This is a genomic window from Plantibacter sp. ME-Dv--P-095 (genome assembly GCF_030209365.1).
Classification (GTDB): domain Bacteria; phylum Actinomycetota; class Actinomycetes; order Actinomycetales; family Microbacteriaceae; genus Plantibacter.
This window is the reverse complement of the sequence record NZ_JARVSB010000001.1, coordinates 195,263-213,165: the sequence shown is the minus strand read 5'-3', so window position 1 is coordinate 213,165 and position 17,903 is coordinate 195,263. Positions and strand designations below refer to the sequence as shown.

General features: G+C 68.8%; 14 protein-coding genes. 5 read left to right on the top strand and 9 right to left on the bottom strand.

The window, feature by feature from the left end:
* Position 1: 1 nt before the first annotated feature.
* On the top strand, positions 2 to 1,207 hold the full coding sequence (locus QRN26_RS00955) for a thiolase family protein (RefSeq protein ID WP_056005907.1): 1,206 nt from the start codon (positions 2 to 4) through the stop codon (positions 1,205 to 1,207).
* Positions 1,208 to 3,349, top strand: coding sequence for a 3-hydroxyacyl-CoA dehydrogenase NAD-binding domain-containing protein (locus QRN26_RS00950; RefSeq protein WP_285034921.1), 2,142 nt, complete (start codon positions 1,208 to 1,210; stop codon positions 3,347 to 3,349).
* Positions 3,350 to 3,455: 106 nt separating this feature from the next.
* Here QRN26_RS00950 and QRN26_RS00945 read toward each other — a convergent pair whose 3' ends face one another.
* The 7 genes from QRN26_RS00945 to dut form a co-directional block, all read right to left on the bottom strand.
* Entirely contained in the window at positions 3,456 to 4,433 is a 978-nt protein-coding gene (locus QRN26_RS00945) for an aldo/keto reductase (RefSeq protein WP_285034920.1), read from the bottom strand.
* The gene (locus QRN26_RS00940) at positions 4,430 to 4,813 is read right to left on the bottom strand and encodes a MerR family transcriptional regulator (protein ID WP_056780849.1); all 384 of its coding nucleotides are present in this window, start codon (positions 4,811 to 4,813) and stop codon (positions 4,430 to 4,432) included. The genes QRN26_RS00945 and QRN26_RS00940 overlap by 4 nt, the downstream gene beginning before the upstream one ends.
* Before the next feature lie 55 nt (positions 4,814 to 4,868).
* Positions 4,869 to 6,833 (bottom strand): 1-deoxy-D-xylulose-5-phosphate synthase, encoded by a 1,965-nt coding sequence (gene dxs, locus QRN26_RS00935; RefSeq protein WP_285034919.1) that lies wholly within the window; start codon positions 6,831 to 6,833, stop codon positions 4,869 to 4,871.
* A 143-nt stretch (positions 6,834 to 6,976) separates the two neighbouring features.
* Complete coding sequence (gene acnA, locus QRN26_RS00930) at positions 6,977 to 9,790, bottom strand: aconitate hydratase AcnA (protein WP_285034918.1); 2,814 nt, start codon at positions 9,788 to 9,790, stop codon at positions 6,977 to 6,979.
* Between the two features lie 244 nt (positions 9,791 to 10,034).
* Positions 10,035 to 10,823 (bottom strand): DUF3159 domain-containing protein, encoded by a 789-nt coding sequence (locus QRN26_RS00925; protein WP_056005922.1) that lies wholly within the window; start codon positions 10,821 to 10,823, stop codon positions 10,035 to 10,037.
* 3 nt (positions 10,824 to 10,826) lie between these two features.
* Positions 10,827 to 11,447 carry a DUF3710 domain-containing protein gene (locus tag QRN26_RS00920; RefSeq protein ID WP_056005926.1) on the bottom strand — a complete coding sequence of 207 codons (621 nt, stop codon included), beginning with the start codon at positions 11,445 to 11,447 and terminating at the stop codon, positions 10,827 to 10,829.
* Positions 11,444 to 11,947 carry a dUTP diphosphatase gene (gene dut, locus QRN26_RS00915; protein ID WP_056005929.1) on the bottom strand — a complete coding sequence of 168 codons (504 nt, stop codon included), beginning with the start codon at positions 11,945 to 11,947 and terminating at the stop codon, positions 11,444 to 11,446. The genes QRN26_RS00920 and dut overlap by 4 nt, the downstream gene beginning before the upstream one ends.
* 38 nt (positions 11,948 to 11,985) lie before the next feature.
* On the opposite strand from dut, the gene QRN26_RS00910 reads away from it, so the two are divergent.
* On the top strand, positions 11,986 to 12,432 hold the full coding sequence (locus QRN26_RS00910) for a DUF3093 domain-containing protein (protein ID WP_056005932.1): 447 nt from the start codon (positions 11,986 to 11,988) through the stop codon (positions 12,430 to 12,432).
* A 96-nt stretch (positions 12,433 to 12,528) separates the two neighbouring features.
* Here QRN26_RS00910 and QRN26_RS00905 read toward each other — a convergent pair whose 3' ends face one another.
* Complete coding sequence (locus tag QRN26_RS00905) at positions 12,529 to 12,822, bottom strand: DUF4193 domain-containing protein (RefSeq protein WP_056005937.1); 294 nt, start codon at positions 12,820 to 12,822, stop codon at positions 12,529 to 12,531.
* A gap of 200 nt (positions 12,823 to 13,022) precedes the next feature.
* Between QRN26_RS00905 and sepH the strand changes: the two genes are divergently transcribed.
* Positions 13,023 to 14,144 carry a septation protein SepH gene (sepH, locus tag QRN26_RS00900; RefSeq protein ID WP_056005941.1) on the top strand — a complete coding sequence of 374 codons (1,122 nt, stop codon included), beginning with the start codon at positions 13,023 to 13,025 and terminating at the stop codon, positions 14,142 to 14,144.
* 12 nt (positions 14,145 to 14,156) lie between these two features.
* Here the strand turns inward: sepH and QRN26_RS00895 are convergent, their stop codons facing one another.
* On the bottom strand, positions 14,157 to 15,299 hold the full coding sequence (locus tag QRN26_RS00895; RefSeq protein ID WP_285034917.1) for an alkaline phosphatase family protein: 1,143 nt from the start codon (positions 15,297 to 15,299) through the stop codon (positions 14,157 to 14,159).
* 87 nt (positions 15,300 to 15,386) lie between these two features.
* Between QRN26_RS00895 and QRN26_RS00890 the strand changes: the two genes are divergently transcribed.
* Positions 15,387 to 17,897, top strand: a complete 2,511-nt coding sequence (locus QRN26_RS00890; protein WP_285034916.1) for a DNA gyrase/topoisomerase IV subunit A — start codon at positions 15,387 to 15,389, stop codon at positions 17,895 to 17,897.
* Positions 17,898 to 17,903: the final 6 nt, after the last annotated feature.

Sequence of the window (17,903 nt, the reverse complement as noted above, 5' to 3'; positions counted from 1 at the left end):
CGTGGCCGAACAAGCCGACGTCGTATTCGTTGATGGAGTCCGGACACCGTTCGGACGAGCCGGCGAAAAGGGCATGTACTGGAACACCAGGGCCGACGATCTGATCGTCAAGGCGATCATCGGATTGCTCGAACGTCACCCTGGTCTGCCACTCGACCGGATCGACGAGGTGGCCATCGCCGCCACGACCCAGCAGGGTGACCAGGGACTCACGCTCGGCCGGACGGCTGCGCTGCTCGCGGGCCTGCCGAAGTCCGTCCCCGGCTTCGCGATCGACCGCATGTGCGCCGGGGCGATGACCTCGGTCACCACCCTGGGCAGCGGCATCGCGTTCGGTGCCTACGACCTGGTCCTCGCCGGCGGTGTCGAGCACATGGGCCGCCACCCGATGGGGCTCGACGCCGACCCGAACCCCCGCTTCCTCGCCGAGCGCCTCGTGAGCGAGGACGCACTGAACATGGGTAAGACGGCGGAACGGATCCACGACCGGTTCCCCCACCTGACGAAGGAACGCTCCGACCGCTTCGGCATGCGGAGCCAGCAGAAGGTCGCGGCCGCCTACGAGGCGGGACGCCTCCAGCCGGACCTCATCCCCGTCGCACTCCGGAGCGACAGCGGTTGGGGACTCGCGACGAGCGACGAGGGGCTGCGGCCCGAGACCACCATGGAGGGTCTCGCCGGGCTGAAGACGCCGTTCCGGCCCCACGGCCGGGTCACGGCCGGCAACGCCTCGCCGTTGACCGACGGGGCGACCGTGAGCATGCTCGCGAGCGCCGACACGGCCAAGGAGCTGGGCCTCACGTCGAAGATGCGGCTCGTCAGCTTCGCCTTCGCCGGTGTCGAACCGGAGATCATGGGCATCGGCCCCGTCCCGTCCACCGAGAAGGCCCTGCGCAAGGCGGGGCTCTCCATCGACGACATCGGTCTGTTCGAACTGAACGAGGCGTTCGCCGTCCAGGTGCTCTCCTTCCTCGACCACTTCGGCATCGACGACGAAGACCCGCGCGTGAACCCGTGGGGTGGCGCGATCGCCGTCGGACACCCGCTCGCGGCATCCGGCGTCCGGCTCATGATCCAGCTCGCCGCGCAGTTCGCCGAGCACCCCGAGGTCCGCTACGGACTCACCGCCATGTGTGTCGGCCTCGGCCAGGGCGGCACCGTTATCTGGGAGAACCCGCACTTCACCGGCAAGAAGGGACGCAAGTAGATGACCGACTACACGACCATCGACTTCTCGGAACTCGTCGCGATCAGCGGCGACGACGAGGTCGTCACCCGCTCGTACGTCAAGGACGTCACGATGGCGAGCGGGCGCACGATCGCGCTCATCACCCTCGACAACGGTCGCGACCACACCCGGCCGAACACCCTCGGCCCGGTGACCCTGCTCGAACTCGACGGGGTCATCGAGGCGCAGCGGACCCGTGCCGCATCCGGTGAGATCGACGGTCTCGCCATCACGGGCAAGCCGTTCATCCTGGCGGCGGGCGCCGACCTGAGCAAGGTCGGCGACATCCCGTCCCGTGCGGTGGCGACGAAGCTCGCGCAGCTCGGCCACCATGTCTTCGGCAAGCTCGAGGACCTCGGCGTACCGACCTTCGTCTTCATCAACGGACTCGCGCTCGGTGGCGGACTCGAGATCGGCCTCAACGCGAACTATCGCACCGTCGACGCCTCGGCGCCCGCGATCGCGCTCCCCGAGGTGTTCCTCGGACTCATCCCGGGCTGGGGCGGTGCCTACCTGCTCCCGAACCTGATCGGCATCGAGAACGCACTCAACGTCGTCATCTCGAACCCGCTCAAGAACAACCGGATGCTCAAGGCGCAGGACGCGCTCGCCTACGGCATCGCCGACGTCATGTTCCCCGCCGCCGCCTTCCTCGAGGACTCGTTGCGCTGGGCCGACGGGGTGCTCGGTGGCACGGTGACCGTGCAGCGTAAGAACGTGCCGGGCAAGGTCGAGCGGACGATCAAGTGGCCGCTCGCCATCAGCACCGCCCGCAAGATGCTCGAGAGCAAGATCGGCACCGTCGCGAAGTCGCCCTACGCGGCCCTCGACCTGCTCGAGGCCGCCCGCAGCGGCACGAAGGCACAGGGGTTCGAGCGAGAGGACCGGGCGCTGTCCGAGCTCATCGTCGGCGACCAGTTCCAGGCGAGCATGTATGCGTTCGACCTCGTGCAGAAGCGCGCCAAGCGCCCGGCAGGAGCGCCCGACAAGCAGCTCGCCCGACGGGTCACCAAGGTCGGCATCATCGGTGCCGGGCTCATGGCCAGTCAGTTCGCGTTGCTGTTCCTCCGGCGGCTGCAGGTCCCGGTCGTCATCACCGACCTCGATCAGGGGCACGTGGACGCCGGCGTCACCCGGATCCACGGCGAGATCGACACGCTTCGCGAGAAGGGTCGCATCTCCCCCGACGAGTCGAACCGCCTGAAGGCGCTCCTGTCCGGCACCACGGACAAGGCCGACTTCGCGGACTGCGACTGGGTGATCGAGGCCGTCTTCGAAGAGGTCGGGGTGAAGCAGAGCGTCTTCGCCGAGGTCGAGCAGTACGTCTCGGAGCAGACCGTCCTCGCGACGAACACCTCGTCACTCTCCGTCGAGGAGATCGGCGCCAAGCTCGCCCACCCGGAGCGGCTCGTCGGCTTCCACTTCTTCAACCCGGTGGCCGTCATGCCCCTGCTGGAGGTCGTGAAGACGCCGCAGACCGACGACGAGACGCTCGCGACGGCCTTCGCCACCGCGGCGAAGCTGAAGAAGAGTGCGATCCTCACGGCAGACGCGCCCGGCTTCATCGTGAACCGGCTCCTCGCGAAGGTGATGGGCGAAGCGGCGCACGCGCTCGACGCCGGCACCCCGGTGCTGACCGTCGAACGCGCCTTCGCACCCATCGGCCTCCCCATGACGCCCTTCCAGCTCATCGACCTGGTCGGCTGGAAGGTCGCCGCACACGTGCAGGACACCATGGTCGGCAAGTTCCCGGATCGCTTCTTCGCCTCCGAGAACCTGCACCGATTGGCCGCGCTGGACTCGGTCGTCGAGAAGGACAAGGGCGGCAAGGTGACGGGCTTCACGAAGCAGGCGCAGAAGGCGCTCGTCACGGGCGATGCGCCGCTCTCGGAAGCCGAGATCCTGCGCCGGGTCGAGGACGGTCTCGCGTCGGAGATCAAGCTCATGTTGGACGAGGGTGTGGTCGCTGCGGCGCAGGACATCGACCTCGGTCTCATCCTGGGGGCCGGCTGGCCGTTCCAGGACGGTGGGGCGACGCCGTACCTCGACCGTGTGGGTGCCAGTGAGCGTGCCTTCGGCGACACGTTCCACCATCCGCCCATCCGCGGGGTGCAGGCGTAGTCCGCGCGGTATCGCGAGAGGCGGGGTGTCGTCCACCATCGGTGGACGGCACCCCGCTCTCGTGGTTGAGCCTCGAGCGACGCCGGCCCTCAGCGACTGACGGAGCTCAGCGGTTGACGGTGCTCATGTCCGGATACCGGTCACCGGCGGGGAGACGGAGTGCGTCGAGTCGAGCGAGCGCGTCGGCCGACAGGGAGAGCTCGTCGGCGCCGAGGTTCTCCTCGAGGTATGGGATCCGCTTCGTGCCGGGGATCGGCGCGATGTCGTCACCCTGGGCCAGCAACCAGGCGAGCGCCACCTGGGCCGGTGTCGCGTCGAGCGACGCGGCGATCCGGTCGACCTCCTCGACGATCGCGATGTTCGCAGCGAGGTTGTCCCCCGTGAAGCGCGGGTTGGCGCGACGGAAGTCGGTTTCGTCGAGCACGTCGAGCGATCGGATCGTGCCGGTGAGGAACCCACGACCGAGCGGCGAGTACGGGACGAAGCCGATGCCCAACTCACGGACGGTCGGCAGGATCTCCGCCTCGGGGTCGCGACTCCAGAGCGAGTACTCCGTCTGCAGAGCCGTGATCGGGTGCACGGCGTGTGCACGCCGGATCGTGTCCGGAGCCGCCTCCGACAGACCGATGTACCGGATCTTGCCCTCGGTGACGAGCTCCGAGAGTGCACCCACCGTCTCCTCGATGGGCACGCCCGGATCCACGCGGTGGAGGTAGTAGAGGTCCACGACGTCGGTGCCGAGCCGGCGCAGCGATCCCTCGATCGACAGGCGCACGTTCGCGGCGCTGCCATCGGCGCCGAACTGTCCGTCACTGGAATTGCGGATCGTGCCGAACTTGGTCGCGAGCGTCACCTCGTCCCGGCGTGAGCCGAGTGCAGCTCCGAGCAGTTCCTCGTTGAGGTATGGGCCGTACATCTCCGCGGTGTCGAAGAAGGTCACGCCGAGGTCCAAGGCACGGTGGATCGTCGCGGTCGACGCCTCGTCGTCGAGGGCGGCACCGGTGTAGAACGCGGACATCCCCATGCAGCCGAGGCCGATCCGGGCGATGTCTGGTCCCGCTGTGCCGAGTGTGATGTGCTTCATCGTGTTGCCACCTGTTCTGTGTAGAGTTCGATCTTGCGATCGATGACCCCCAGCGACTGCTGCATCTCCTCGAGGCGGGCCAGGAACGAGATCCGATGCCGCAGCAGCAGCTCGAGCCTCGCCTCGGCGGTGTCGTCACCGCGCTGAGCCAACTCCGTGTACTCGCGGAGCGTCGCGATCGGCATGCCCGTCGATCGGAGCCTCGTCAGGAACACGACCCAGGACACGTCGCCCTCGCTGTAGCGGCGGTGCGTCGATGAGCTGCGGCCGATCGGACGTGGCATGAGCCCTGCGCGCTCGTAGTACCGGAGCGTGTGGACGCTCAGTCCGGTTCGTTCAGCGACGTCGGAGATGGCGTAGCCCTCGTGGAGAGTGGTCATGTCCACACGATACGACTTCGAGTGCGCTCGAAGTCAAGCGCGCCACAGCCCGCGGTCAGGCGCCGTGCGGCCTCGTCGTGCTCCGCTCCGAAGACGTGTCCTGCTCGACGCGGTCGTCAGGCAGTGGGCGGGCGACGGGGATCCGGCTACCGAGGACCTGTGCCACGACGTCGCGGGCGATCTGCTGCGCCGTGAGGCCCGCATCCTCGAGGATCTGCTCGCGGGACGCGTGGTCGATGAACTCGTCCGGCACGCCCAGTTCGTCGACGGCCGTGTCGACACCGGCCTCGCGGAGGGTCTGCCTAATGCGGGTGCCGATGCCTCCGACGCGGATACCGTCCTCGACGGTGATCACGAGCCGATGTGCCGCGGCGAGCTCGACGAGCGATTCGGCGACGGGGACCACCCAGCGAGGGTCGACGACGGTCGCACCGATGCCCTGCTGGGCGAGCCGGTCCGCCACGTCGATCGCGATGGGCGCCATCGGGCCGACGGCGACGATGAGGACGTCCGGCTGCTCGGTCGTCCGGAGGACGTCGACACCGTCGTGGAGACGCTCGACGGCCGGGAGCTCGGCGGGGGCGCTGCCCTTCGGGAACCGGATGACGGTCGGGGCGTCGTCGATCGAGACGGCCTCACGCAGTTCCTCGCGCAGCCGCTCACCATCACGCGGTGCCGCGATCCGGATACCCGGGACGACCTGCAGGATCGCGAGGTCCCAGATGCCGTGGTGGCTCGGTCCGTCGGGGCCGGTCACGCCGGCGCGGTCGAGGACGATCGTGACCCCCGCGCGGTGCAGCGCGACGTCCATGAGCAGTTGGTCGAAGGCGCGGTTCACGAACGTCGCGTACACGGCCACCACCGGGTGCAGTCCACCGAAGGCGAGCCCGGCCGCTGAAGTGAAGGCGTGCTGCTCGGCGATGCCGACGTCGTGCACCCGCTCGGGGAAGCGTTCGGCGAAGGCGTGGAGCCCGACCGGTCGCAGCATGGCGGCCGTGATGGCCACGACGCGGTCGTCGGCCTCGGCCACCGCGAGCATCTCCTCGCTGAACACGGCCGTCCAGGACGGTCGGGACGCTGCCCCGACCGGTTCCCCGGTCTCGGGATCGATCACGCCGATGGCATGGAACTGATCCGCGTCGTCGTCCCGTGCCGGCTGGAACCCGCGCCCCTTCTCGGTGATCGCGTGGACGATGACGGGCGCGCCGTAGTGCTTTGCCTGGGTCAGCGCCTCCTCCATCGCGTGGATGTCGTGTCCGTCGACCGGCCCGATGTACTTGATGTCGAGGTTGGAGTAGAGCGCCTCGTTGTTCGTGAGCCGGGACAGGAACCCGTGGGCGCCTCCGCGGACACCCCGGTAGATGGCGCGACCGGGTGCACCGAGCAGGTTGAACGCGCGCTGGCTGCGCTCACGCAGGTCGCGGTACGTCCGGCGGGTGCGGACGCCGCTCAGGAAGCGTGCCATGCCACCGATCGTCGGCGCGTAGGAGCGCCCGTTGTCGTTCACGATGATGACCAGCCGACGCGTGTTGTCGTCGCTGATGTTGTTGAGCGCCTCCCACGTCATCCCACCGGTGAGGGCTCCATCGCCGACGACGGCGACGACGTGTCGTTCGTCCTGCCCGGTCATCTGGAAGGCGCGGGAGATGCCGTCAGCCCAGCTGAGGGAACTCGACGCGTGGGAACTCTCGACGATGTCGTGCTCGGACTCGGAACGCTGCGGGTAGCCGGCGAGGCCACCACGGGTCCGGAGACCGGAGAACTCCTGGCGGCCGGTCAGGAGTTTGTGCACGTACGACTGGTGACCGGTGTCGAACACCATCGGGTCCGTCGGGGAATCGAACACCCGGTGCATCGCGATCGTGAGTTCGACGACACCGAGGTTCGGCCCGAGGTGCCCGCCGGTCTTGGAGACGTTGGCGATGAGGAAGGCACGGATGTCTCCGGCGAGTTCGACGAGTTCCGCCTCCGTGAGGCGGTCGAGGTCCCGTGGGCCGTTCACCTGATCGAGCACTGTCACGCTGTCGTCCCTCCACCGTGGGCCTCCCGATCGCTCGGAGCCCGTCTTTCGAGTGTACGCGTCGTGGACGGGGTGGGCGGCGAACGCCGCAGGCCGGCCCCGACGGTTGCTGTCGAGACCGGCCTGGTGGTAGAACCTCGGCGTCAGACGAGGCTGCGGAGCACGAACTGCAGGATGCCGCCGTTGCGGTAGTAGTCTGCCTCGCCCGGGGTGTCGATGCGGACGACCGCGTCGAACTCGACGGTCTCCTTGCCGGGAGCCGAGTGCTCGCTCGGAGCAGCCGTCACGCGGACCGTCTTCGGCGTGGTGCCGTTGTTGAGCTCCTCGAGGCCGGCGATCGAGACGACCTCCGTGCCGTCGAGACCGAGGGACGACCAGCTCTCACCGGCCGGGAACTGCAGGGGCACAACACCCATGCCGATGAGGTTCGAGCGGTGGATGCGCTCGAAGCTCTCGGTGATGACCGCCTTGACGCCGAGGAGGCTCGTGCCCTTCGCCGCCCAGTCGCGGGAGGAACCGGAGCCGTACTCCTTGCCACCGAAGATGACGAGGGGCGTGCCCTCGGCCTGGTAGTTCTGCGACGCGTCGTAGATGAAGGACTGCGGTGCATCGGCCTGCGTGAAGTCGCGGGTGTACCCACCCTCCACGCCGTCCAGCAGCTGGTTCTTCAGGCGGATATTCGCGAACGTGCCGCGGATCATGACCTCGTGGTTGCCGCGGCGCGAGCCGTAGGAGTTGTAGTCCTTGCGTCCGACGCCGTGCTCGTCGAGGTAGCGACCTGCGGGCGAGTCGGCTTTGATGTTGCCGGCCGGGCTGATGTGGTCGGTCGTGACCGAATCGCCGAGCTTCGCGAGGACGCGGGCACCGACGATGTCGGAGACGGGGGTCGTCTCCATGGTCATGCCGTCGAAGTACGGGGGCTTCCGGACGTACGTCGACTGCTCGTCCCACTCGAAGGTCGAGCCCTCGGGGGTCTGGAGCGAACGCCAGCGCTCGTCACCGTCGAAGACACCGCTGTACTCGTGGTCGAACATCTCCTTGTTGATGGAGGAGTCGATCGTGTCCTGGACCTCGGCCGCGTCGGGCCAGATGTCCTTCAGGAAGATGTCGTTGCCGTCGGCGTCGACGCCCAGGGCGTCGACCTCGAAGTCGAAGTTCATCGATCCGGCGAGGGCGTAGGCGATGACGAGCGGCGGGCTCGCCAGGTAGTTCATCTTCACGTCAGGGTTGATGCGCCCCTCGAAGTTGCGGTTACCGGAGAGCACCGCGGTGACGGCGAGGTCGTTGTCCTGGACGGCGGTCGAGATCTCGTCGAGCAGTGGACCGGAGTTGCCGATGCAGGTCGTGCAGCCGTAGCCGACGGTGTAGAAGCCGAGGTCCTCGAGGTACTCGGTGAGGCCTGCCTTCGCGTAGTAGTCGGTGACGACCTTGGAGCCCGGGGCGAGCGTGGTCTTGACCCACGGCTTCGCCTTCAGGCCCTTCTTGCTGGCGTTGCGGGCGAGGAGGCCGGCGGCCAGCATGACCGACGGGTTCGAGGTGTTCGTGCACGAGGTGATCGCCGCGATGGCGACGGCCCCGTGGTCGAGGGTGAAGTCGACCCCGTTCTCCTCGAGCCTGACCGACGTCGGCTTGGACAGCGACTTCGGCGCGTGGCTGCGGTGGGTGTGGTGGTGCTGGTTGTCCTCGTCCTGCGGCGTCGTGCCGGCGGGGTCGGATGCGGGGAACGAGTCGGCGCCGACGAGGTCGACGATGTCGTGCTCGACGGAGGCGTAGTCCACCAGGTCGCGCTCGAACTGCGACTTCGCGTCGCTCAGCTCGATGCGGTCCTGGGGGCGCTTCGGGCCGGCGATCGAGGGGACGACCGTCGCGAGATCGAGCTCGAGGTACTCGCTGAAGGCGGGCTCGACGTCGGCATCGTGCCAGAGCTTCTGGGTCTTGGCGTAGGCCTCGACCAGGGCGATCTGCTCCTCGCTGCGACCGGTAAGGCGCAGGTAGTCGAGCGTGACGTCGTCGATCGGGAACATGGCGGCGGTCGAACCGAACTCGGGGCTCATGTTGCCGATGGTGGCGCGGTTGGCCAGCGGGACCTCGGCGACACCGGCACCGTAGAACTCGACGAACTTGCCGACGACGCCGTGCTTCCGGAGCATCTGCGTGATCGTCAGCACGACGTCGGTCGCCGTGACACCGGTCGGGATCGAGCCGTTGAGCTTGAAGCCGACGACCTTCGGGATGAGCATGGAGACCGGCTGACCGAGCATCGCGGCTTCGGCCTCGATGCCGCCGACGCCCCAGCCGAGCACGCCGAGGCCGTTGACCATGGTGGTGTGGGAGTCGGTTCCGACACAGGTGTCGGGGTAAGCGCGCAGGACGCCGCCGACCTCGCGGGTCATGGTGACGCGCGCCAGGTACTCGATGTTCACCTGGTGCACGATGCCGGTTCCCGGCGGGACGACCTTGAAGTCGTCGAACGCGGTCTGGCCCCAACGGAGGAACTGGTACCGCTCGCCGTTGCGCTCGTACTCGAGCTCGACGTTGCGCTCGAGCGCGTTCTCGCTGCCGAAGAGGTCGGCGATGACGGAGTGGTCGATGACCATCTCGGCCGGAGCGAGGGGGTTGATCTTGTCCGCAGAGCCACCCAGGGCCTCGACGGCCTCTCGCATGGTGGCGAGGTCGACGATGCACGGGACGCCGGTGAAGTCCTGCATCACGACGCGGGCCGGCGTGAACTGGATCTCGGTGTCGGGCTCGGCGGTCGGGACCCATTCGCCGATGGCGCGGATGTGCGCGTCGGTGATGTTGGCGCCGTCCTCGGTCCGCAGCAGGTTCTCGAGGAGCACCTTCAAGCTGAACGGCAGCTTCTCGTGGCCCTCCACCGTGTCGATGCGATAGATCTCGTAGTCGGTCGTCCCGACAGTCAGGGTGTCTTTCGCCCCGAAGCTGTTCACGGTGGACATAACGTCTTCTCCTTCATTGGCGGCGGCGAGTACTCACGTGCGTTGCGACCAATCTTGCTTCGGCCGGGGTCTCCGGGGCTAGCAAGGCTTGCCTAACTACAGGGTCGGAGTCGTCGTGTCATCTCGGCACCGCGCATATATCTTGATGTCGAGACAATTCTAGCACCGCGCCGTCAGGATCCCGGACAGCACGAGAGCCCGGTGCCGAACGCACGACGGCGTCGGTCCGGGCTCTCGGTCGTGGTCATGCGACGGTGGACGCCGGCGCTTTCGGGAACACGGCCCGCACGACGAGCCAGCTGAGCACGAGCAGCGGAGCGTAGAGCGGGATCCCCATCAGGAGGCGGAGGGTTCCGAGCAGTTCGACGTTCCCGCTGAAGTACAGCGGGAGCTGGACGAGGAGACGGGCGGCGAACATCGCCACCCACACGAGCGTGAGCCAGCGCATGGCGCGGCGCTGTCCTGGGTGGGTGCGCCAGCTGGTGCCACTCCCCATGAGATACCCGGCGACGAGTCCGACGGCCGGCCATCCGACGAGCACGGAGACGAGCAGGGCCACCGCGTACGCCCCGTTCGTCCAGAATCCGAGCACGTAGAAGTCTTCGGCGCGTCCGGAGAGCAGCGCGAGGGCGGCGGAGAGCGCGATCCCGAGCAGTCCACCGACAGCCTGGGTCACCGGCTGGCGCTGTACGAGTCTCGCGATGGCGAACAGGACGCCGAGGGCGACGGGAGCCACGATCGACGGCACGAGGTCGAAGGTGAGGGTGTAGACGATGAGGAAGACGAGTCCGGGCAGGATCGCCTCGGCGATGCCCCGGATGCCGCCCATGGCCGCGAGGAGGGCCTTCCCCGTGGGGGCGTCACCCTCCGCCATGGCTCCGAGGCCCGACTTGCGGGCTGCCGCACCGAACGCGGCGCTCATCGACGGACCCGCCTGCGGGCGACCGCCATCGGCCACCGGATCGGCGCCCTCGGCCGAGGCCGCGGCGTGCCGCTCGGGGTCGTGCGGCCCGGTTCCTGCTGCTCCCGACATGCTCTAGGCGCTCGTGGCCGTCGGCATGCGCAGCGGGATGAGGTCGCGCGGCGGCATCGGCGAGTTTCCCCGGACGACGACGAGGCTGCGGAAGAGGTCGTCGACGAGCGCTGCGGCGTCCGGCTTGGAGGCACCCTCGCCGGCGACCACGCCACGGAGGAACCAGCGCGGGCCGTCGACCCCGATGAACCGTGCGAGGTGGGTGGCTTCGGCACCGGCGGCTCCGCCGGTCGGGACCTCGGCGACGAGTTCCGGGCCGAACTCCCCTTCGCGCTCGGTGACCGTCCCACCCTGCTGCGCGATCTGCTCGGCGATCTGGGCGCGGGTCTCGTTCCACAGTCCGGTGGACCGCGGGGCGGCGAAGGGCTGGACCTGCAGGGTCGAACCGGCGTAGTCGAGGCCGACGGCGACGACACGCTTGGTGGCCTCCTCGACCTCGAGACGGAGGTTCAGACCCTCGCGCGGCAACACCTTGACGCCGCCGAGGTCGATGTACGGACGGACCGGGTTGGCCTCGCTCTCGTCGAACGGGCCGGCGCTGTCGCGGTCCTCCGGCGCGGACTTCGCGTCGTCGGGCAGCTCGGCGTCGACGTCGAGGTCGGGAAGGTCTTCGAGTTCGCTCATGCGAGGGTTCCTGTCTGCGCGGCACCGTGGGTGCTGGTGGATGAGTCGGCGGGTGCGTGTGCGAGGGCGCCGCGGCCCGTCGAGCCGAACCCACCCGTTCCGCGTGCGCTCCCCGGCAGGCGGTCCACCGGGATGAAGTTGGCACGGGCCACCGGCATCACGATGAGCTGGGCGATCCGGTCGCCGGGCTCGATCGTGAACGCGGCGTCGCGGTCCGTGTTGAGGAGGGTGACCTTGACCTCGCCCCGGTAGCCGGCGTCGACGGTGCCCGGCGCGTTGACGACCGTGATGCCGTGCTTGGCTGCGAGGCCGCTCCGGGGGACGACGAAGGCGGCGAACCCGTCGGGCAGGGCGATGGACACCCCGGTTCCGACGAGGGCACGCTCCCCCGGTCGGAGGACGACGTGTTCGGCGGAGACGAGATCGGCTCCCGCATCGCCCGGGTGTGCGTAGCCGGGCAGATCCGGCGCGATAATGAGTACGTCAACGCTTTCGGTCACGAATCGAGGGTAGTGCAGTTCTCTGAGACAAGGCAGACATGCAGCCGTACCGTGAAACCCTCTGGCCCAGTCCCTGGGTCATCATCGCCCTCGCCCTCGTGGTGCCGGCGACCATGCTCGTCCTCGCGCCGGTGTCGCTTCCGGCCGGGGTCATCGGGGCGGTGGTCCTCTACGGCGGGTGTCTCGCCTTCGCCTTCGGGTCGGCGCCGAGGATCGAGGTCTCCGGTACGACCCTGTCGGTCGGCAAGGCGTCCATCCCGCTCGCGCAGGTGGGTGAGGTCGTCGTGTACACCGGAGCGGAGGCGACCGCACAGCTCCGCACCAAGCTGGACGCCAGGGCGTGGCTGATGATCCGCGGGTGGGTCCACAGCCTCGTCAAGGTGGAGATCACCGACCCGGCCGACCCGACGCCGTACTGGTTGTTGTCGTCCCGGCGGCCGCAGCTGCTCGCCGACGCGATCGCCGCCGCGCGCTCGACCGTCTGAACCCGACCGAACCGCACCCGGCGGGAGCGGGAACGACGGAACCCCTCCGGATCGAGATCCGGAGGGGTTCCGTCTACCGCTGATGCGGTGGTGTCGTCAGGCTGCGCACTCCGCGCAGATCGGGCCGAACTTGCCCTCGTGGTCCAGCTGCGAGCGGTGCTTCACGAGGAAGCACTCCATGCAGGTGAATTCGTCCGCCTGAGGCGGGAGCACGACGACGTCGAGGTCGAGGTCGGAGAGATCGGATCCGCCCAGGTTGTAATCGCCCGGGTTGTCGGCGTCTTCGGAGTCGACGACTCCCGACAGCTTGTCTGGAACGCGCTCCTTCAGGGCCTCGATCGACTCGGAATCGTCGTCGGTCTTGCGGGGAGCGTCGTAATCAGTTGCCATGCCTATCCACTTCTCGATGCCGTCGGATACAAAATCGGCGGGCACAGTTTGCATCAGTTCCGCGTGAATAGCAAACCGTGTTCAGGAGGGGGTGCGGAACCTTCCCGTGCAACTGACGGCACGCCCGGTGTATTCCCCGGATCACCCGGTGATCCGTGAGAACGTGGGTCAATCACGTGGCGCGCTGAGAGGCATTCATCATGCAGGAATTGAAGGTAGTCGGGGCGGAGCTCGGAGCTCTGATCGTTGCTGATCGGAACGAGGAGGAGTACCGCCTCATCGTCGACGACGCATTCCACGTCAACCTCCGGCGGGCGAAACCGGCCGGGGCCCCCATCGGCGGCGCCACCAAGATCAGCCCGCGCGAAGTGCAGGCGCATATCCGCAGCGGTCTGTCCGCCGAGGACGTCGCCGCGGTCACGGGAGCGTCCCTGGAGTACGTCCAGCGGTTCGAGGGTCCGGTGATGGCGGAACGCGAACACATCGTCGGCACCGCCCTCGGGGTCGCCGTGCTCCCGACGACGGACACCACCGCCGACGACATCGAGGCGACGTTCGGGAACGTCATCCGGGCCCGGCTCGAGAAGCTCGGAGCCACCGACGAACGTTGGACCAGCTGGAAGGAACCGGAGGGTGGTTGGATCGTCAAGCTCTCCTTCACGGCTGAACAGGTCGACCACGACGCGCGTTGGGCGTTCGAGCCGAAGAAGCTCGCGCTCACCCCCATCGGCAGTGAAGCCACCACGCTCTCCCGGCAGGGCGACCTCCCAGCCGCGCTGATCCCACGCCTGCGTGCGGTCGACACCGACGACTCCCCCGACACCTCCCGCTTCGACAGCGGAGCGTTCTCCCTCGACCGGGCGTCCACGGAACCGCCCGCCGAGGTGACGCGAGCGGCGGAGACCCGTCCGATCGATCCGCTGCCGTTCGCGGCCGACACCGGCTTCGGCCGCGCGCCCTCCTCGAAGGCGGCGACCCAGGCGGCCATCAACCGTGAGGCCTCCAGCCCCGATCAGCACAACCAGACCGCGGACCTCCTCGAGGCGCTCCGGAAGCGTCGAGGTGAGCGGGAGTCCGCGCCCAGCGAACCCGAACCCGCCGAACGGCCGTCGACGCCGCATGCCGTGCCGGACCAGCAGACGCCCCTGGCGGTGTTCGACACCGGTGAGTTCGAGGCGGCGCAGCAGCGACGCTCGGGCGACACCGATCCCCATGGGGACGGTGCTACACCGGCCGGTGCGAAGGCACGACGCGGACGCGCGTCGATGCCGTCCTGGGACGAGATCGTGTTCGGTGCGAAGTCCGACGACGACCCCGTCTGATCGGCGGAGCCGTCAGGGCTCGTAGCGCCCGAGGCCGAGAAGCGGGATCCGACGTTCGTCGTCGGTGAGTGACCCGTGCTGGCCGATCATCCCGCGCGCACTCTGATCGGTCGGCCGGGAGTCGTAGTAGGCGATGCGTTTGCGGGCGGCCACGATGACGTCCCCGATACGCGGCAGCACCTCCGGATCGACCTCGCCGTACCAGCCGTGCTCGATCGCCTCGGCTCGCGTCGCGACCCAGGACCGAGCGCCCTCCTCGGACCTCCAGGACGCCGCCAGCCGCTCGTGGTCCGCGGCGTCCGCGGCGGCGTCGAGATAGAGGTGCAGGCATCGCGGCTCGCCACCGACGTGTCGTACACCGTCCACGAGCGCCGGGGCCTGATCGAACAGGACGTGCTGGTGGGCCGGGACGTCGATGACGCCGTGGTCGGCGGTGACGAGGGCTCCCGCCGTGGCCGGTAGCCGGGCCGACCACCGTCTCAGGTCGCCGTCGAGCTCTTCGAGCAGCGCCGTCCAGCGGGCTGACTCCCACCCGTACTCGTGCGCCGCCTGGTCGAGTTCCGGGACGTACACGTAGCTCAGGGTCCGTCCGGAGCTCGCGGCGACGACGTCGAGCGCCGCGTCGAGACGGTCGGCCATCGAGCGTCCCGCCCGGTAGTCCGCGCCACGGAGGACCGCTCGGGTGAAGCCCGAACCGCGGTACCGCTCCTGGCCGATGACCGTGGCGGTGACGCCCTCGGCACGTGCCCGTTCGAACACGGTGGGCAGACGCTGCCAGGTCTCGGGGACCATGCCGGGGTCCCAGCCGCTCAGCTGGTTGACGACCCGGTCTCCGGCGAGGTCCCTGGCTCGATAGCTGACGAGTCCGTGACGGCCGGGGAGTGCCCCGGTGGTCAGCGTCGCGATCCCGGCGGCGGTCGTCGACGGGAACGCGGAGGTCGTCGTCGACCGAGGGCCGAGACGGGGGGCGAGGAAGCGGGCGTGAGCGGCGGCTCCGCGGAGGTTCGCAGCGCCGAGGCCGTCGACGAGGACGACGATGGCGTGGTCGGCCGACGGCAGCGATCCACCGCTCGAGGTCAGGGATGCGAGGCAATCCGGGAGGACATCGGCAAGGCTGCGCGAGTCAGGATCGACCGTCGGTAGCATGGAGGTCATCGGGCTCAGTCTCGCACACCGCATGGTCGAGCGAGCCCCGCCATCGCCGCCGAGCATCGGCTCGGTGTCCCTCAGCAGAGACACGGAATGACCCGCCAACAGCAGACCCCGCCGACGGAGCCCAGTGGCGAGCGCATCGAGGACATCGATGTCTCGTCGGAGATGCAGACCTCCTTCCTGGAGTACGCCTATTCGGTCATCTACGCCCGCGCCCTCCCGGATGCCCGCGACGGGCTGAAGCCCGTCCAGCGCCGCATCCTCTATCAGATGACCGAGATGGGTCTCCGCCCGGATCGCGGTCACGTGAAGTCGGCGCGGGTCGTCGGTGAGGTGATGGGCAAGCTGCACCCGCACGGCGACACGGCGATCTACGACGCGCTCGTCCGCCTCGCGCAGCCGTTCACCCTGCGTGTGCCGCTGATCGACGGCCACGGCAACTTCGGATCGCTCGACGACGGACCAGCCGCCCCCCGGTACACGGAGGCCCGGCTGGACGCCGCTGCCCTCGCGCTCACCGCCGACCTCGACGAGGACGTCGTCGACTTCGTCCCGAACTACGACAACCAGTTCATGCAGCCGGAGGTGCTGCCGGCGGCGTTCCCCAACCTGCTCGTGAACGGTGCCAGCGGCATCGCGGTCGGTATGGCGACGAACATGGCGCCGCACAACCTCGTCGAGGTCATCGGCGCCGCCCGGCACCTCATCGCGCACCCGCAGGCGACCCTCGAGGACCTCATGGAGTTCGTGCCCGGACCGGACCTGCCGTCCGGCGGGACGATCGTGGGGCTCGACGGGATCAAGGACGCATACGCGACGGGCCGTGGTTCCTTCAAGACCCGCGCGAAGGTGTCCGTCGAACCGGTGACCGCCCGGAAGACCGGCCTCGTCATCACGGAACTCCCGTACCTGGTCGGGCCCGAGAAGATCATCGAGAAGATCAAGGACGGCGTCACCTCCAAGAAGCTCAACGGCATCTCGGACGTCACCGACCTCACCGACCGGATGCACGGACTTCGGCTCGTGATCGGGATCAAGACCGGCTTCTCCCCCGAAGCCGTCCTCGAGCAGCTCTACCGGTACACCCCCCTCGAGGACTCGTTCAGCATCAACAACGTCGCCCTCGTGGACGGCGGCCCGCAGACGCTCGGTCTCCGCGAGCTGCTCCAGGTGTACGTCGACCACCGCATCAGTGTGGTCACCCGCCGGAGCCGGTTCCGGCTGGCGAGGCGGAAGGAACGCCTGCACCTCGTCGAGGGTCTCCTCATCGCGATCCTCGACATCGACGAGGTCATCCAGGTCATCCGGGCGAGCGACGACTCGGAGCAGGCCCGCGCGAGACTGATCGAGGTCTTCGACCTGTCCCAGCTGCAGGCCGAGTACATCCTCGAGCTCCGGCTACGACGGCTCACGAAGTTCTCGCGGATCGAACTCGAGGCGGAGCGCGACAAGCTGCTCGCGGAGATCGCCGAACTCGAGCGCCTGCTCGGGAGCCAGCGACTGATCCGGGCGGCGGTCTCGGCGGAACTCGCCGCCGCAGCCGAGCAGTTCGGCACCCCACGACGGACGATGCTGACGAACGCCAAGCCGAGCGTCGCGACGACCGGGCGCGGCAAGAGCGCCCCGATCCTCGAACTGGCCGACACCCCGTGCCGTGTCTACCTCAGCGCGACGGGACGGGCGCTCCGCGTCGACCTCGACCCGGACGCTCAGGCGCCCCGGCCAGGACGTCGGAGCAAGCACGATGCGATCCTGAGCGTCGTCGAGACCACCAGCCGCACCGAGCTCGGCGCCGTCACGAGCAAGGGACGGCTCATCCGGTTCACGCCGCTCGACCTCCCCGCGGTGCCCGCGGCGTCCATCCAGCTCGCGGCCGGCGTCCGGATCGGTGAGTACCTCTCCCTGCCCGACCGCGATGAGCGGGTGCTGGCCATCGTCTCCCTCTCCAGCGAGCAGCCGATCGTGCTCGGCACCGAGACCGGCGTGGTCAAACGCGTCATCCCGGGCGATCTGCCCGCGAAGCCCGACTTCGAGGTCATCACGCTGAAGCCGCGCGACCGCGTCATCGGTGCGGCGCAGGTCGGTGACGACGCCGAGCTCGTGTTCGTCGCCTCCGACGCGCAGCTCCTCCGCTTCGCCGCGTCGTCCGTCCGGCCGCAGGGTCGTGCCGCGGGTGGCATGGCCGGCATCAACCTCGCCGCCGGTGCGAAGGTCATCTCCTTCACCGCCGTCCTCCCGGACGACGAGGTCGTCGTCGTCACCGTCGCGACGAACTCACTCACGCTGGCCGGGACGGACACCGGCAGCGCGAAGGTGTCCGAGTTCTCGGAGTTCCCCGCCAAGGGTCGGGCGACGGGCGGGGTCCGGTCGCAACGCTTCCTGAAGGGTGAGGATCAGCTGGCCGTCGCCTGGGTCGGCGCCGGTCCGGCACACGCCGTCGGCACGGACGGGACGCCTCGGACGCTCCCGGAGGTCGGGGCCAAGCGTGACGCATCCGGCACGCCGCTCGACGCTCCCATCGGGTTCATCGGCGTCGCGATCACACCGCCGGTCGCTCCGCCGACCACGGATGACGCGACCGCCGGCGACGAATCCGACTGAATCCTG

What these genes read in the sequence shown, in the direction of transcription:
- QRN26_RS00910 (WP_056005932.1), top strand. Translation starts at nt 11,986, where the DNA reads ATGCAGCCGTACCGTGAAACCCTCTGGCCCAGTCCCTGGGTCATCATC.
- QRN26_RS00890 (WP_285034916.1), top strand. Translation starts at nt 15,387, where the DNA reads ATGACCCGCCAACAGCAGACCCCGCCGACGGAGCCCAGTGGCGAGCGC.
- sepH (WP_056005941.1), top strand. Translation starts at nt 13,023, where the DNA reads ATGCAGGAATTGAAGGTAGTCGGGGCGGAGCTCGGAGCTCTGATCGTT.
- QRN26_RS00940 (WP_056780849.1), bottom strand. Translation starts at nt 4,813, where the DNA reads ATGACCACTCTCCACGAGGGCTACGCCATCTCCGACGTCGCTGAACGA.
- QRN26_RS00905 (WP_056005937.1), bottom strand. Translation starts at nt 12,822, where the DNA reads ATGGCAACTGATTACGACGCTCCCCGCAAGACCGACGACGATTCCGAG.
- acnA (WP_285034918.1), bottom strand. Translation starts at nt 9,790, where the DNA reads ATGTCCACCGTGAACAGCTTCGGGGCGAAAGACACCCTGACTGTCGGG.
- QRN26_RS00945 (WP_285034920.1), bottom strand. Translation starts at nt 4,433, where the DNA reads ATGAAGCACATCACACTCGGCACAGCGGGACCAGACATCGCCCGGATC.
- QRN26_RS00920 (WP_056005926.1), bottom strand. Translation starts at nt 11,447, where the DNA reads ATGAGCGAACTCGAAGACCTTCCCGACCTCGACGTCGACGCCGAGCTG.
- QRN26_RS00895 (WP_285034917.1), bottom strand. Translation starts at nt 15,299, where the DNA reads ATGACCTCCATGCTACCGACGGTCGATCCTGACTCGCGCAGCCTTGCC.
- QRN26_RS00925 (WP_056005922.1), bottom strand. Translation starts at nt 10,823, where the DNA reads ATGTCGGGAGCAGCAGGAACCGGGCCGCACGACCCCGAGCGGCACGCC.
- QRN26_RS00950 (WP_285034921.1), top strand. Translation starts at nt 1,208, where the DNA reads ATGACCGACTACACGACCATCGACTTCTCGGAACTCGTCGCGATCAGC.